The 14,488-nt window shown below is 63.7% G+C and carries 12 protein-coding genes; 6 read left to right on the top strand and 6 right to left on the bottom strand.

The window, feature by feature from the left end; translation table 11 throughout:
* Nucleotide 1: 1 nt before the first annotated feature.
* The 4 genes from AC2T3R_RS17725 to gloB all read right to left on the bottom strand — a co-directional run bounded on the left by AC2T3R_RS17725 (nt 2) and on the right by gloB (nt 6,196).
* Nucleotides 2–1,837 (bottom strand): extracellular solute-binding protein, encoded by a 1,836-nt coding sequence (locus AC2T3R_RS17725; RefSeq protein WP_410952604.1) that lies wholly within the window; start codon nt 1,835–1,837, stop codon nt 2–4.
* Entirely contained in the window at nt 1,834–3,663 is a 1,830-nt protein-coding gene (locus AC2T3R_RS17720; RefSeq protein ID WP_024087409.1) for an extracellular solute-binding protein, read from the bottom strand. Before AC2T3R_RS17720 ends, AC2T3R_RS17725 begins: the two co-directional genes overlap by 4 nt.
* Nucleotides 3,664–3,885: 222 nt before the next feature.
* A complete protein-coding gene (locus tag AC2T3R_RS17715; RefSeq protein WP_013973401.1) occupies nt 3,886–5,316 on the bottom strand; it encodes a lytic transglycosylase domain-containing protein in 1,431 nt (476 codons plus the stop codon).
* A 100-nt stretch (nt 5,317–5,416) separates the two neighbouring features.
* Nucleotides 5,417–6,196 carry a hydroxyacylglutathione hydrolase gene (gene gloB, locus AC2T3R_RS17710; RefSeq protein WP_410952603.1) on the bottom strand — a complete coding sequence of 260 codons (780 nt, stop codon included), beginning with the start codon at nt 6,194–6,196 and terminating at the stop codon, nt 5,417–5,419.
* A gap of 85 nt (nt 6,197–6,281) precedes the next feature.
* Between gloB and AC2T3R_RS17705 the strand changes: the two genes are divergently transcribed.
* The 4 genes from AC2T3R_RS17705 to AC2T3R_RS17690 all read left to right on the top strand — a co-directional run bounded on the left by AC2T3R_RS17705 (nt 6,282) and on the right by AC2T3R_RS17690 (nt 10,841).
* On the top strand, nt 6,282–7,055 hold the full coding sequence (locus tag AC2T3R_RS17705; RefSeq protein ID WP_013973399.1) for a class I SAM-dependent methyltransferase: 774 nt from the start codon (nt 6,282–6,284) through the stop codon (nt 7,053–7,055).
* A gap of 13 nt (nt 7,056–7,068) precedes the next feature.
* Nucleotides 7,069–7,515, top strand: coding sequence for a ribonuclease HI (rnhA, locus tag AC2T3R_RS17700; protein ID WP_003261021.1), 447 nt, complete (start codon nt 7,069–7,071; stop codon nt 7,513–7,515).
* Between the two features lie 51 nt (nt 7,516–7,566).
* Nucleotides 7,567–8,325 (top strand): DNA polymerase III subunit epsilon, encoded by a 759-nt coding sequence (gene dnaQ / locus AC2T3R_RS17695; protein WP_410952602.1) that lies wholly within the window; start codon nt 7,567–7,569, stop codon nt 8,323–8,325.
* A 266-nt stretch (nt 8,326–8,591) separates the two neighbouring features.
* Nucleotides 8,592–10,841, top strand: coding sequence for an Orn/Lys/Arg family decarboxylase (locus AC2T3R_RS17690; RefSeq protein ID WP_367070331.1), 2,250 nt, complete (start codon nt 8,592–8,594; stop codon nt 10,839–10,841).
* Here AC2T3R_RS17690 and AC2T3R_RS17685 read toward each other — a convergent pair.
* On the bottom strand, nt 10,825–11,043 hold the full coding sequence (locus AC2T3R_RS17685) for a hypothetical protein (protein WP_003261019.1): 219 nt from the start codon (nt 11,041–11,043) through the stop codon (nt 10,825–10,827). The two genes, AC2T3R_RS17690 and AC2T3R_RS17685, sit on opposite strands and share 17 nt — an antisense overlap.
* Before the next feature lie 157 nt (nt 11,044–11,200).
* Here AC2T3R_RS17685 and chrR point away from each other — a divergent pair, with 157 nt between their 5' ends.
* Nucleotides 11,201–11,761: a class I chromate reductase ChrR gene (gene chrR / locus AC2T3R_RS17680; protein ID WP_486744036.1), complete on the top strand. Its 561-nt coding sequence runs from the start codon at nt 11,201–11,203 to the stop codon at nt 11,759–11,761.
* A 187-nt stretch (nt 11,762–11,948) separates the two neighbouring features.
* Here the strand turns inward: chrR and AC2T3R_RS17675 are convergent, their stop codons facing one another.
* Nucleotides 11,949–14,012: a TonB-dependent receptor family protein gene (locus AC2T3R_RS17675; protein ID WP_486744035.1), complete on the bottom strand. Its 2,064-nt coding sequence runs from the start codon at nt 14,010–14,012 to the stop codon at nt 11,949–11,951.
* A gap of 220 nt (nt 14,013–14,232) precedes the next feature.
* On the opposite strand from AC2T3R_RS17675, the gene AC2T3R_RS17670 reads away from it, so the two are divergent.
* On the top strand, nt 14,233–14,481 hold the full coding sequence (locus AC2T3R_RS17670; RefSeq protein WP_003261017.1) for a helix-turn-helix domain-containing protein: 249 nt from the start codon (nt 14,233–14,235) through the stop codon (nt 14,479–14,481).
* The last annotated feature ends 7 nt before the right edge of the window (nt 14,482–14,488 follow it).

The raw sequence follows: 14,488 nt of genomic DNA, 5'->3' as shown, positions 1-14,488 counted from the left end.
GTTATTCGGCCTCGTCCGCAGTGGTTTCGCTGACGGCCGGGGTTACGCCGGGCTTGATCCACCAGGTGTCGATGCCGATGTCGTACTTGGGCGAGACGTCCGGGTGGCCGATGTGGTTCCAGTAGGCCACGCGCCAGGTCTTGATGTGCCAGTTGGGGATCACGTAGTAGCCCCACAGCAGCACGCGGTCGAGGGCCCGGCAGTGGTCGATCAGGCTCTGCCGCGAATCGGCATTGATCAGCTGTTCCACCAGTTGGTCGATGGCAGGGTCGCGCAAGCCGATGAAGTTGCGGCTGCCGGGGTTGTCGGCGGCGGCACTGGACCAGAACTCGCGCTGCTCGTTACCCGGCGAGTTGGACTGCGGGTAGCCACCGACGATCATGTCGTAGTCGCGCGAGCGCAGGCGGGTGATGTACTGGGACACGTCGACCCGGCGGATGTTCAGGTCGATGCCAAGGTCGGCGAGGTTGCGCTTGAACGGCAGCAGGATGCGTTCGAACTCGGTCTGTGCCAGCAGGAACTCGATGCTCACCGGCTTGCCCTGAGCGTCGACCATCTTGTCGTCGACGATTTTCCAGCCGGCTTCCTGCAGCAGCTTGTAGGCCTGGCGCTGCTGTTCGCGGATCATGCCGCTGCCGTCGCTGACCGGGTTGCGGAAGGCTTCGCTGAATACCTGCTCGGGGACCTTGCCACGTAGCGGTTCGAGGATTTTCAGTTCGCTGGGACTGGGCAGGCCGCGGGCGGCCATTTCCGAGTTTTCGAAGTAGCTGCCGGTGCGGGTGTAGGCGCCGTTGAACAGCTGCTTGTTGGTCCACTCGTAGTCCAGCAGCAGGCTCAGCGCCTGGCGCACGCGCACGTCCTGGAACACCGGGCGGCGGATGTTGAAGATGAAGCCCTGCATGCCCGTGGGGTTGCCGTTGGGCAATTCTTCCTTGATCAGGCGGCCATCGCGCACGGCGGGTACGTTGTAGGCGGTGGCCCAGTTCTTCGCGCTGACTTCCAGCGCATAGTCGAACGCACCAGCCTTGAGTGCTTCCAGGGCGACAGTGGTGTCGCGGTAGGAGTCGAAGGTCATCACGTCGAAGTTGTAGAAGCCGCGGTTGATCGGCAGGTCCTTGGCCCAGTAGTCCTTGACCCGCTCGTAGCGCACCGAGCGCCCGGCCTTGACCTCGGCAACCTTGTACGGGCCGCTGCCCAGCGGGATTTCCAGGTTGCCGCGGTTGAACTCGCGGCTTTCGTACCAGTGCTTGGGCAGTACCGGCAGCTGGCCGAGAATCAGCGGCAGCTCGCGGTTGTTCTTGTGCTTGAAGGTGAACAGCACCGTCAGCGGGTCTTCGGCGACCACTTCAGCGACGTCGGCATAGTACTGGCGGTACAGCGGCGCGCCGTCCTTGATCAGGGCATTGAAGGTGAACACCACGTCTTCGGCGCGCATCGGGTGGCCGTCGTGGAAGCGTGCCTCGGGGCGCAGGTAGAAGCGCACCCAGCTGTTGTCCGGGGCTTTTTCGATCTTGCCGGCCACCAGGCCGTACTCGGTGAACGGCTCGTCCTGGCTCTGGCGCATCAGGGTGTCGTAGATGCTGCCGATGTTCTCGGCCGGCACGCCCTTGTTGATGAACGGGTTGAGGCTGTCGAAACCGCCGAAGCTGGACTGGCGGAAGGTGCCACCCTTGGGTGCGTCAGGGTTGACGTAGGCAAAGTGCTTGAAGTCGGCGGGGTATTTTGGGGGCTCGTCGTACAGAGTGAGCGCGTGTTGCGGTGCGGCCAGGGCGGGAAGGCTCAGGCAGGCAAGCAACAGGCTGCCGGCCAACCGGCGCAGTCGGTGCGTTGGCGTCATTGGGCTTTCTCCGAAGTCTTGATCCACCAGCTGTTCAGCCCAAGGGTGTAGGGCGGTGTGGTGACGAAGGCGAACCGGTTGCGGTAGGCCAGGCGATGATTGTCGAGGTACCAGTTGGGGATCATGTAGTACTGCCATGAGAGCACGCGGTCCAGGGCGCGGGCGGCGGCGACCTGGTCATCGCGGGTGCGGGCGGCCAGCAGGGTGTCGAGCAGATGGTCGACCACCGGGTCCTTGACCCCAGCATAGTTCTTGCTGCCCTTGGTGGTGGCCTGGCTGGAGTGGAAGTACAGCCACTGTTCGAGGCCCGGGCTCAGGGTCTGGTTCAGGGTCATCAGAATCATGTCGAAATCGAACTGGTCCAGGCGTTGTTTGTACTGGGCGCGGTCCACGGTACGCAAGCGCGCATCGATGCCGATGCTGGCCAGGTTTTCGACATAAGGTTGCAGGATGCGTTCAAGGTTGGGGTTTACCAGCAGCAGTTCCATGCGCAGCTGCTGGCCCTTGCTGTCGACCAGGCGCTGGCCGTTCAGCTTCCAGCCGGCCTCGGCGAGCAGGCCGAGGGCCTGGCGCAGGGTCTGGCGGTTGATGCCACGGCCATCGGTATGGCTGACCTTGTAGGGTTCGCTGAACAGGCTGGCCGGCAACTGGTCACGAAACGGTGCCAGCAACAGCCATTCCTTGCCGGTGGGCAGGCCGGTGGCGGCGAATTCGCTGTTTGGGTAGTAGCTGGTCGAGCGGCGGTAGGCGCCGCTGAACAGCGCGCGGTTGGTCCACTCGAAGTCGAGCATCAGCCCCAGTGCCTGGCGTACCCGTGGGTCGCTGAAGGTGGCCCGGCGGCTGTTCATGAACAGGCCCTGGGTTTGCGTGGGGATGCGGTGCGGGATCTGCGCCTTGATCACCTCGCCCCGGCGCACGGCCGGGAAGTTGTAGCCGTTGGCCCAGTTCTTCGCCTGGTGCTCGATATAGATGTCGAACTCGCCGGCCTTGAACGCCTCGAAGGCGACCGTGGCGTCGCGGTAGAACTCGTATTCCACGCGGTTGAAGTTGTACTTGCCACGGTTCACCGCCAGGTCCTTGCCCCAGTAGTTCTTCACCCGTTCGAACACCAGCCGGCGCCCAGGCTGGACCTGGGTGATGCGGTAAGGGCCGCTGCCCAGTGGAGGCTCGAAGGTGGTGGCCTTGAAGTCACGCTTTTGCCAATAGTGCTTGGGCAGCACCGGCATTTCGCCCAGGCGCAGGATCAGCAGCGGGTTGCCGGCGCGCTTGAACACGAAGCGGATGCGCAGCGGGCCGAGAATGTCCACCCGCTGCACTTCCTGCAGGTTGGTGCGGTAGATCGGGTGGCCATCCTTGAGCAGCGTGCGGTAGGAGAAGGCCACGTCTGCCGAGGTGATCGGCTTGCCGTCATGCCAGCGGGCCTCCGGGCGCAGGTTGAACACCACCCAGCTGCGGTCCTCGCTGTACTCCACCGAGCGGGCGATCAGGCCGTAGCTGGAGGTCGGTTCGTCGCCGGACGGGTCGTACTGGCCGGTGCCGACCATCAGCGGCTCGTTCAGCTCGCTGATGCCGTACTGCTGGAAATTGGGCGTGGTAATCGGGCTCGACCCCTTGAAGGTGTAGGGGTTGAGGGTGTCGAAGGTTCCAAAAGCCATCGCCCGCAAGGTGCCGCCCTTGGGCGCTTGCGGGTTGACCCAGTCGAAATGGGTGAATGTGGCTGGGTACTTGAGCGTGCCGAACTGCGCGTATCCGTGGCTTTCGCTCACCATCGCGGCTGCGGGAAAGCTCAAGGCCAGGCTGAGAGACAGCAGGAGGGGACGTATCAAGTCGGCATCCGATCCAGAGGCGTTGGGCTTTGATCGGGGTACAGTAACAGCTTGGTGGGGTTGGAAAAAGAGAGGGGGCAGGGGTTTTCCAGTGGGTATTTCTCAGGCCCATTCGCGGGCACGCCCGCTCCCACAGGTACAACACCGGCCTTGATGGCGGTGAAAAACCTGTGGGAGCGGGCGTGCCCGCGAATGGGCTGCAAAGCAGCCCCTGCAACTACATCAATGCGAGAGGTAGACGGTCAGGGTCTGGCCTGGCTTCAGGGCATGGCCGCTGCGCGGGTTCCAGCGCTTGAGGTGTTTCATTTCCACGTTGAAGCGCTTGGCCACCAGGTACAGCGAATCGCCTTTGCGTACCTTGTACTGCGTGGAGCGCTGCCCGGAGGCGGCTACCCGATTGCCAGCAGCGCTCGGCGCGCTGCCACCGCGCAGGGCCAGGACCTGGCCAGCGCGCACGTTGTTGCCGGAGAGACGGTTCCAGCGCTTGATGTCCTTGACCGAAACGCGGTTGGCCTTGGCGATGGCGCCCAGGTTGTCGCCGCGCTTGACCCGGTAGCTGCGCGCCGCCACTGGGGCCTTGGCTTCGGCCACGGCGCGGGCGAACACGGCCTTGTTCGGCTGCAGGCTGACCAGCTGCTCGGGTTTGAGGTTGGACAGGCTGTCGCTCAGCAGCTGCGCCTTGGCAGTGGGTACCAGCAGCTGCTGCGGGCCGTCCACGGTCATGCGCTTCTTGAATGCCGGGTTGAGCTGGATCAGCTCGTCTTCGTCGATGTTGGCGAAGGCCGCTACCCGCGACAGGTCCAGGCGGTCGTTGATGGCCACCGCCTCGAAGTAGGGTTCGTTGGCGATCGGGTTCAGGTTCACGCCATAGGCTTGCGGCGTGAGTACCACCTGCGACAGGGCCAGCAGCTTGGGCACGTAGTCGCGGGTTTCCTGCGGCAGCGGCAGGTTCCAGTAGTCGGTGGGCAGGCCGAGCCGCTCGTTGCGCTCGATGGCTCGGCTGACCGTGCCTTCGCCGGCGTTGTAGGCAGCCAGGGCCAGCAACCAGTCGCCGTTGAACATGTCGTGCAGGCGGCTGAGGTAGTCCAGTGCGGCGTTGGTCGAGGCGGTCACGTCGCGACGGCCATCGTAGAAGTTGGTCTGGCGCAGGTTGAAGTGACGACCGGTGGACGGAATGAACTGCCACATGCCCGCGGCATGGGCGCGCGAGTAGGCCATCGGGTTGTAGGCGCTTTCGATGGCTGGCAGCAGGGCCAGCTCCAGCGGCATGTCGCGTTCTTCGAGGCGCTCGACGATGTAGTGCAGGTAGAGGCTGCCACGCTCACCGGCGCTTTCGATGAAGCTTGGATTGCTGGCGAACCACAGGCGCTGCTGCTCGATGCGCGGGTTGACGTCGATGTTGTCCTGCAGGGCGAAGCCCTGGCGCATGCGTTCCCACACGTCCTGTGGTGCCTGTTCGGCCGGCTTTACCAGCAGCGGTGAAGGCTTGTGCTTGATCCGCGCCTGGTAGTTGTGCGCGCGAACGCTATCGGATTCGTCGAGCTGACGGGTGCTCTGGCAGCCCACCAAGGTGGCGGCCAGGGCCAGCGCACTGATTTGGGCCAGGCGCGTCAGGGCGACGGAATGAGAGGTTCTGCGGCTACGTGAAGACATCGGCTGACACAGGTTTCCGGGCGAAAAATTTCGGCGATTCTAGGAACCGCTCCGGGCCTGGTCAACCTTTGACCATCGCTTGCGATATATCTTGAGGTTATCAGAAGGTGTCCTTCCAAGACCTCAAGGCAGCAAAAACAGCGACATGCGAGGGGTTTGAATGTCCCTTCCATTCGTCTGCTTTTTGTTTAACTAATGTTTCAGAGGTGCGCAGAAAGGGGTTGGTCAGGCGCTCCAGACCGATCGTTGATGGCAATGTGATGCGATTTTCGGCACGCAAACGGGTAACGTCCTCGAACCGCTGCTGAACGTGCGGGTTCTCGGGTTCCACCGCCTTGGCGAAACGCAGGTTGCTCAGGGTGTATTCGTGGGCGCAGTACACCTCGGTCTGCTCTGGCAGGGCTGCCAGGCGGGCGAGGGCTGGCTGCATCTGTTCGGGAGTGCCTTCGAACATGCGCCCGCAACCGGCGGCGAACAGCGTGTCGCCACTGAACAGCACCGGCGTCGCCGGCTGGTCGCTGAACAAGGCGATATGCCCCAGCGTATGGCCGGGCACGGCCAGCACCTGGAAGGTCACGCCCAGCACGGTCACCTGGTCACCTTCGTCCAGCGCCAGGTCACGGCAGGGGATGCGTTCCTGGGCCGGGCCGCAGACCCGGGCGCCGGTCAGCTGCTTGAGCCTTTCCACGCCGCCGACGTGGTCGTTGTGGTGGTGGGTGACCAGGATGTCACTCAGCACCCAGCCGGTGTTGGCCGACAGCCAGCGTTCCACTGGGCCGGCGTCACCCGGATCGACCACCGCGCAGCGGCGTTTGGCAGTATCCTGTAACAACCAGATGTAGTTGTCGGAGAAAGCGGGGAGAGCATCGATCTGTATCATGGTGCGGATCCGATTCGCCTAGCGTGGCACATGAAGGCATCTTATCCGCGATGGCGCGGTGCGAGAACCTTCGAGGGAGAGCGCAATGACCGACCAAGCCTTTGCCCAGGCCGACCCGGACTGGGTCAAGCTGATCAGCCTGGCCCGTGAGTGGTTCAACGGCCCACTCGGCCAACTGATGCTCAGGGAGGAGGAAAAACTGCTGGAAGAAGAGCTCGGGCGCTTCTTCGGGGGGTACCTTGTGCACTACGGGCCCTGCGCCGAACCACCGCCCAGCGCGCCCCAGGTGCAGCGCAACGTGCGCCTCGGTGCGCCGCTGCCGGGGGTGGAGATTGTCTGCGAGGAGCAGGCCTGGCCGCTGAGCGAGCACGCCGCCGACGTGGTGGTGCTGCAGCATGGCCTGGATTTCTGCCTTTCGCCCCACGGCTTGCTGCGTGAGGCGGCCAGCGCCGTGCGCCCTGGCGGGCACCTGCTGATCGTCGGGATCAACCCCTGGAGCAGCTGGGGCATGCGCCATTTCTTCAGCCACGGCGCCCTGCGCAAGGCCCGTTGCATCTCGCCGTCACGGGTGGGCGACTGGCTCAACCTGCTGGGCTTCGCGCTGGAGAAACGCCGCTTCGGGTGCTATCGTCCGCCGCTTGCCTCACCGGCCTGGCAGCAACGCCTGGCGGGCTGGGAACGGGTGGCCGGCGGCTGGCAGAGCTCCGGTGGCGGGGTGTACCTGCTGGTAGCGCGCAAGATGGTGGTGGGCCTGCGGCCGTTGCGCCAGGAGCGTCGCGAACCGATGGGCAAGCTGCTGCCGCTGCCCCTGGCCAAGGTCAACCGCACGGCGGCCAACCCGGATACTGAAAAGCACTGAACATGAGTGGTACATGAGCGAAAGCGTCGAGATGTTTACCGATGGTGCCTGCAAGGGCAACCCTGGCCCTGGCGGCTGGGGCGTCCTTATGATCTACAAGGGCGTCGAGAAGGAACTGTGGGGCGGCGAACGCGAAACCACCAACAACCGCATGGAACTGATGGCCGCGATCCAGGGCTTGATGGCGCTGAAGCGCGAATGCGAAGTGGTGCTGACCACCGACTCGCAGTACGTGATGAAGGGCATCAACGAATGGATGACCAACTGGAAGAAGCGCGGCTGGAAAACCGCGGCCAAGGAGCCGGTGAAGAACGCCGACCTGTGGCAGCAGCTGGATGAGCAGGTCAACCGCCACAAGGTGACCTGGAAGTGGGTGCGCGGGCATATCGGCCACCCCGGCAACGAACGCGCCGACCAGCTGGCCAACCGTGGGGTCGATGAAGTGCGCGCCAAGCGTTGAGCTGGGGTACAATTCCGGCCTTTGTAACTGATGCAAGTTGGAGCGCCCCGCGTGGAGCAGCAGCAAGATAAACGGTTCGTCATTCTCGATACCGAAACCACGGGTATGCCGGTCAGCGAAGGCCACCGGATCATCGAGATCGGCTGTGTCGAGGTCATCGGCCGGCGCCTGACCGGGCGGCACTTCCACGTCTACCTGCAGCCAGACCGCGAGAGTGACGAGGGCGCCATCAACGTCCACGGCATCACCGATGCCTTCCTGGTCGGCAAGCCACGCTTTGGCGATGTCGCAGAGGAGTTCTTCGAGTTCATCCAGGGCGCCACGCTGGTCATCCACAACGCGGCGTTCGACGTTGGCTTCATCAACAACGAATTTGCCTTGCTGGGCCAGCAGGACCGCGCGGACATTTCGCAGCACTGCACCATCCTCGACACCCTGCTGCTGGCGCGCGCGCGCCACCCGGGGCAGCGCAACAGCCTGGATGCGCTGTGCAAACGCTACGATATCGACAATTCGGGCCGTGAGCTGCACGGCGCATTGCTCGACTCGGAATTGCTGGCTGACGTCTACCTGGCAATGACCGGTGGCCAGACCAGCCTGTCGCTGGCCGCGCATGGGGCAGAAGCCGGGGATGAAGGGACGGGTGCTGGTGGCAGCGAGATTCGCCGTATTACCGGGCGTGTGCCCGGGCGGGTGATCATGGCCAGTGCCGAGGAGTTGGAGGCGCATGCCGAGCGCCTGGCAGCCATTGCCAAGTCGGCGGGTGGGCCATCCATGTGGCAGTCTCTGACCGAGACACCTGCTGGCTGATCTTTCGCTTGCTCCGGCCCTTTCGCGGGTGAACCCGCTCCCACAGGTTCATCACAAGTTCCGAAGCCGGTGATGTACCTGTAGGAGCAGCCTTGTGCTGCGAAGAGGCCGGTAGGGCAACAGATCTTCTTCAGCAGAAATGGCCTCTTCGCAGCACAAGGCTGCTCCTACAGATCCTGCGCATGTCTTGAAGGCGATACCGGTCCTGACCACACAGGTTCTACTACCCTGAAATGGACGCCATGTCCTTCGGAGGTAGCCACCTGATGTACAAGGACCTCAAGTTCCCCATCCTCATCGTGCACCGCGCCATCAAGGTTGACAGCGTCGCTGGCGAGCGTGTGCGGGGCATCGCCGAGGAGCTGCGCCAGGACGGCTTTGCCATCCTCGCCGCCGCCGACCATGCCGAGGCCTGCCTGGTCGCTGCCACCCACCATGGCCTGGCCTGCATGCTGATTGCCGCCGAGGGGGTCGGCGAGAATACCCACCTGCTGCAGAACATGGCCGAGCTGATCCGCCTGGCCCGGCTGCGCGCCCCCAACCTGCCGATTTTCGCCTTGGGCGAACAGGTGACCCTGGAAAACGCCCCCGCCGAAGCCATGAGCGAGCTCAACCAGTTGCGGGGCATCCTCTACCTGTTCGAAGACACCGTGCCGTTTCTTGCGCGCCAGGTGGCGCGTGCCGCACATATCTACCTGGACGGCCTGCTGCCGCCGTTCTTCAAGGCCCTGGTGCAGCACACCGCGCAGTCCAATTATTCCTGGCACACCCCGGGCCACGGCGGCGGCGTGGCCTATCGCAAAAGCCCAGTGGGCCAGGCCTTTCACCAGTTCTTCGGGGAAAACACCCTACGCTCGGACCTGTCCGTTTCCGTGCCGGAGCTGGGCTCGCTGCTCGATCACACCGGCCCCTTGGCCGAAGCCGAAGCCAGGGCTGCGCGCAACTTTGGCGCCGACCACACCTTTTTCGTCATCAACGGCACCTCCACGGCCAACAAGATCGTCTGGCACGCCATGGTCGGCCGCGACGACCTGGTGCTGGTGGACCGCAACTGCCACAAGTCGGTGGTGCATGCGATCATCATGACCGGTGCCATTCCCCTCTATCTGTGCCCCGAGCGCAACGAACTCGGGATCATCGGCCCGATCCCGCTCAGCGAGTTCAGCCCCGAGGCGATCCAGGCGAAGATCCAGGCCAACCCTCTTGCTCGCGATCGCGGGCAGCGCATCAAGCTGGCGGTGGTGACCAACTCCACCTACGACGGCCTGTGCTACCACGCCGGCTTGATCAAGCAGACCCTGGGCGCCAGTGTCGAGGTGCTGCACTTCGACGAGGCCTGGTTCGCCTATGCGGCATTCCACGAGTTCTTCACCGGGCGCTATGCCATGGGCACGGCCTGCGCGGCAGACAGCCCGCTGGTGTTCAGCACCCATTCCACCCACAAGCTGCTGGCCGCGTTCAGCCAGGCCTCGATGATTCATGTGCAGGACGGGGCCAGGCGCCAGCTGGACCGTGACCGCTTCAACGAAGCGTTCATGATGCACATCTCGACCTCGCCGCAGTACAGCATCCTCGCTTCGCTGGACGTGGCCTCGACCATGATGGAAGGGCCGGCCGGGCGTTCGCTGCTGCAAGAAATGTTCGACGAGGCGCTGAGCTTTCGCCGTGCCCTGGCCAACCTGCGCGAGCACATCGCCGCCGACGACTGGTGGTTCAGCATCTGGCAGCCGCCGAGCGCCGAAGGCATCCACCGCCTGGCCGCGCAGGACTGGCTGCTGCAGCCGGGGGCGGAGTGGCACGGCTTTGGCGAAGTGGCGGACGACTATGTGCTGCTCGACCCGCTGAAGGTGACCCTGGTGATGCCGGGCCTGAGCGCGGGCGGTGCACTGGGCGAGCATGGTATCCCGGCGGCAGTGGTCAGCAAGTTTCTCTGGGAGCGGGGGCTGGTGGTGGAGAAAACCGGCCTGTACAGCTTTCTGGTGCTGTTCTCCATGGGCATCACCAAGGGCAAGTGGAGCACCTTGCTCACCGAGTTGCTGGAATTCAAGCGCCACTATGACGGCAATACCGCCCTGAGCAACTGCCTGCCGAGCGTGGTGGCTGCCGATGCCTCACGCTATCAGGGCATGGGCCTGCGCGACCTGTGCGACCAGTTGCATGGCTGCTACCGCGCCAATGCCACGGCCAAGCAACTGAAACGGTTGTTCACGCGCTTGCCGGAGGTAGCCGTGAGCCCGGCCCGGGCCTATGACCAGATGGTGCGCGGTGAGGTGGAGGCGGTGCCGATCGAGGCGCTGCTGGGGCGGGTGGCAGCGGTGATGCTGGTGCCGTACCCGCCTGGTATTCCATTGATCATGCCGGGGGAGCGGTTTACCGAGGCGACCCGCTCGATAGTCGATTACCTGGCCTTCGCCCGGGCGTTCAACCAGGGCTTCCCAGGTTTCGTCGCCGACGTGCACGGCCTGCAGAATGAAAGCGGCCGCTACACGGTGGACTGCATCAAGGAATGCGAATGATCTCGACGCCGCTGCGCGCCAGTTCGAAGCGGTTTTCACCCAGATGGTTGACCTTGTCGCCGATGGCCAGGCGATAGGTGGTGATGGGCGCGCCCAGCGTGCTGCCGTCGGTTTGCAGGGTCGACTCCTGGAACTCGTGCACGGGGTAGATGCGGCCTTCGGCGTCACGGGCGTGGAATTGGCCGACCATTACTGCTGCCATTTGGGTGGAAACCTCTGAATTGCGTGGGAAATGTCTGCAGGCATAGACCGTGTAACAGCGTCGGAAGTTTTCGCCCCGTGGAAAAAAAACCAAGGCGCCGAGGAACGGTCATCTATAACTACAACGTCCCTTTACCCAGCAGAGGTTGGAAATTGCCATGAGCCAGGTGTATTCGGTAGCGGTGGTCGTCGGTAGCTTGCGCAAGGACTCCTACAACCGCAAGGTCGCCCGCGCACTCTCGGAGCTGGCGCCGTCCAGCCTTGCCCTGAAGATCGTGGAGATTGGTGATCTGCCGTTGTACAACGAGGATGTCGAGGCCGAAGCACCGCCGGAAGCGTGGAAGCGTTTTCGCGACGAGATCCGCCGCAGTGATGCGGTGCTGTTCGTCACCCCGGAGTACAACCGCTCGGTACCTGGCGGCCTGAAGAATGCCATCGATGTGGGTTCGCGGCCCTACGGGCAAAGCGCCTGGAGTGGCAAGCCGGCGGCGGTGGTCAGTGTGTCGCCGGGGGCCATTGGTGGCTTTGGCGCCAACCATGCCGTGCGCCAGTCGCTGGTGTTTCTGGACATGCCGTGCATGCAGATGCCCGAGGCCTACATTGGCGGCGCGGCTAGCCTGTTCGAGGATTCGGGCAAGCTCAATGACAAGACCCGGCCGTTCTTGCAGGCGTTTATCGACAAGTTTGCTTCCTGGGTGAAGTTGAACAGGGTGGTTTGAGGCCTGTTCATTCGGTGTCAGCTTTCAAAGGGGCTGCTGCGCAGCCCATCGCCGGCAAGCCAGCTCCCACACCGACCGCGTTGGCTTTGGAGATTTGCTTCTTCAGGAAATTCACATGGCTTGAGAACGATGCGGTCGGTGTGGGAGCTGGCTTGCCGGTGATGGGCCGCACAGCGGCCCCAGCGGATTAGCGGAAGCTGTAGGAAACACCGGCATACACGGCAAAGCCTTCGCCCGGCGTCGAACGGGCCTCATCCTTTCCAGCATCGTTGTAGCCAGGTGTCACCGTCGCCGCATAGCGCTTGTTGGTCAGGTTGCGCAGGTCCAGCCAGGTCTGCCAGTCCTGCTTCGGTGAATCCCAGCCCAGGCGTGCGCCGAGCAAGGCATATTCATCGGCGTGGTAACTGTTGGCGTAGTCCACCTGCACCTTCGACGCCATCTGCGTGTTCACCCCGGCGTAGAAACCGCTCGGCCAGTCATAGCGCAACTCGGCCTGGTAGTAGTGCATGGGGATGCCCGGCAGGCGGTTATCGCCGAACTTGTCGTCATCGCGGTAGTGGAAGTCACTGAAGGTGTAGGCCTGGCGCAAACTCAGCCTGCCAGTACCGGCGCGTTCCCACAGGGTACTGTCGAGGCCGGCTTCCACGCCTTGATGCACGGTGGCGCTGGCGTTGAATTCCTTGGCCGGAGCGCCTTGCACGATCTCAACCGCCAGCAATTCATGGCGAACCTGCGAGTAGTACCACGCCAGGTCCCAATGCCCCAATGCCGATTCGCCGCGTGCACCCATTTCCAGTGTGGTGGCCGTCTGGTTTTGCATCTCGATCGGTTGGTTGGCTGTGGGCGCACTCCAGATCAGGGCCCAGGGATGGGGTGGTTCGACCGAGCGGCTCAGGTTGCCGTACACCTGCAAGTCCGGGCTGATGTCATAGCGCAACCCCAGGCGTGGCGCGTAGTCCCAGTCATGCATGCTCACCTTGCCGCCCTCGGCGGGGTAGGTGACATCACTTTCACGGCGGGTATAGATCATCGCCAGGCCAGTGGTCAGCCACAGGTTCGGTACCAGCTCGAGGTCATTGCCCACATGCAGCACGGTGTCCGAACCCTGGTAGCTGAAGTCACGGGTGCGCTCACCGAACACGTCGCCATTGCGGGTGAACTGTGAAGCACCGCTGTTGGGCAGGTGCTTGGTGGTGCGCCAGCCGACGGTGGTCTTGCTCTCGTGGCCGAACAGGGTGTCGCGGCGGAAGTAGTTCAAGGTGCCGCTCACATCGGTATAGGCCACCTTCAGGCGCATCGGGCCTTCGCGCAGGTCCATCGGGTAGTCGTGGTAGACCAGGCCGGCCTCCAGGCGCGCATCGTCATCGAGGTAGAAGGTGGTCTTGTTGCCCACCCAGGTGCTGCCCGGTTGCGGGCGGCTGTCGTCGCGGGCCAGGTAGGCCGGGTTGGCCGCGCGTGGGTGATGCTTGATCTGCTCCTTGGTCAGGCGCCCGGCCAACTCGTTCTCGGTTTCCCGGTAGCGCAGGTAGAAGCGGGTTTCCAGGTTCGGGTTGAAGCGGTAGCCGACATTGGCCGCCACACCCTTGGCACTGCCGCTGCTGTGCGCCTGGTAGCCGTCATATTCCGAATCGGTCAGGGCCACGTAGTAGTCGAGGTTGCCCAGCACCTGCCCCGAGCTGATGTGCCGATGCTGGTAGCCGCGGCTGCCGACTTCGTAGCGCACCTGCAGCGGCGCGGCGTCGTAGCCGGTGTGGGTGATGTAGTTGATCGCACCGCCCAGGGCGAGGGAACCCTGGTCGAAGCCGTTGGCGCCGCGCAGCACTTCGGCACGGCTCAGCCACAGCGGCTCGAACAGCTCGTAGGGCGTACCGCCCGGGCCGGTCAGGGGCAGGCCGTCGAACATCGTGTACACCCCGGAACCGTGGGCCCCCGGTGCGCGGTTGATGCCCGAACCGCGGATCGACAGTTTGATGCCATCGTTGCCCGCCGATTGCGCGAACACCCCGGGCTGGTAGGCCAGTACATCCTGGTTGCTGGCAACCCGGCCTTGCCCTACACGCTGCATGTCCACCAGGTTGCTTGCGCCCGGCACTTCGTGCAGGCGTTCGCTGGCTGCGGTCAGGTCGTTCTGCTCCTCATCGGTGATCAGCACCTGGCCCAACTCGACCGAAGGTGCCGCCAGGGCGGGCTGGGAGGCAGCGAAAGCAGCCAGCAGGCCGAGGCAGGATGGTGGGGGCAAAACGCAACGCATTGTACGACTCCAGGCGAAAGGCGAATGGACAACGGCGTTGAGACGAGCGAAATGCCGCTTGGAGCACGAGGAAAGTCGACAAATATCGCGCAACCTTCGTCAGACGGTTTTGTACGAAAGTTCTTTACAAGCCGCAGCGATGGAGCTGGGCGACCCGCGCTTCGTAAGGTGATTGCAGACCGGCAGCGATGCCTCGCTCAATCACCCGTGGAGTTCAAACATGACTGACAACGCACGACATTCGCAGCAACCCCTGGCGGACGCCCCGGTTCGCCTGACGCCACGTGAACGGCAAGTGCTGTTGTGGTGTGCCTACGGAAAGAGCTCGTGGGAGATTGGCCAGATCCTGGAATGCAAAGAATCGACGGTGAACTTCCATGTGTCGAACATCCTGCGCAAATTCGATGTGCCCACACGGGTGGCTGCAGTGATCAAGGCCATTCGCTACGGCATGCTGGCCGAGCAGTGAGGGGGTG

It is taken from the genome of Pseudomonas sp. PVC-5-1, assembly GCF_057444345.1.
This window is presented reverse-complemented; position numbering and strand designations above follow the sequence as displayed.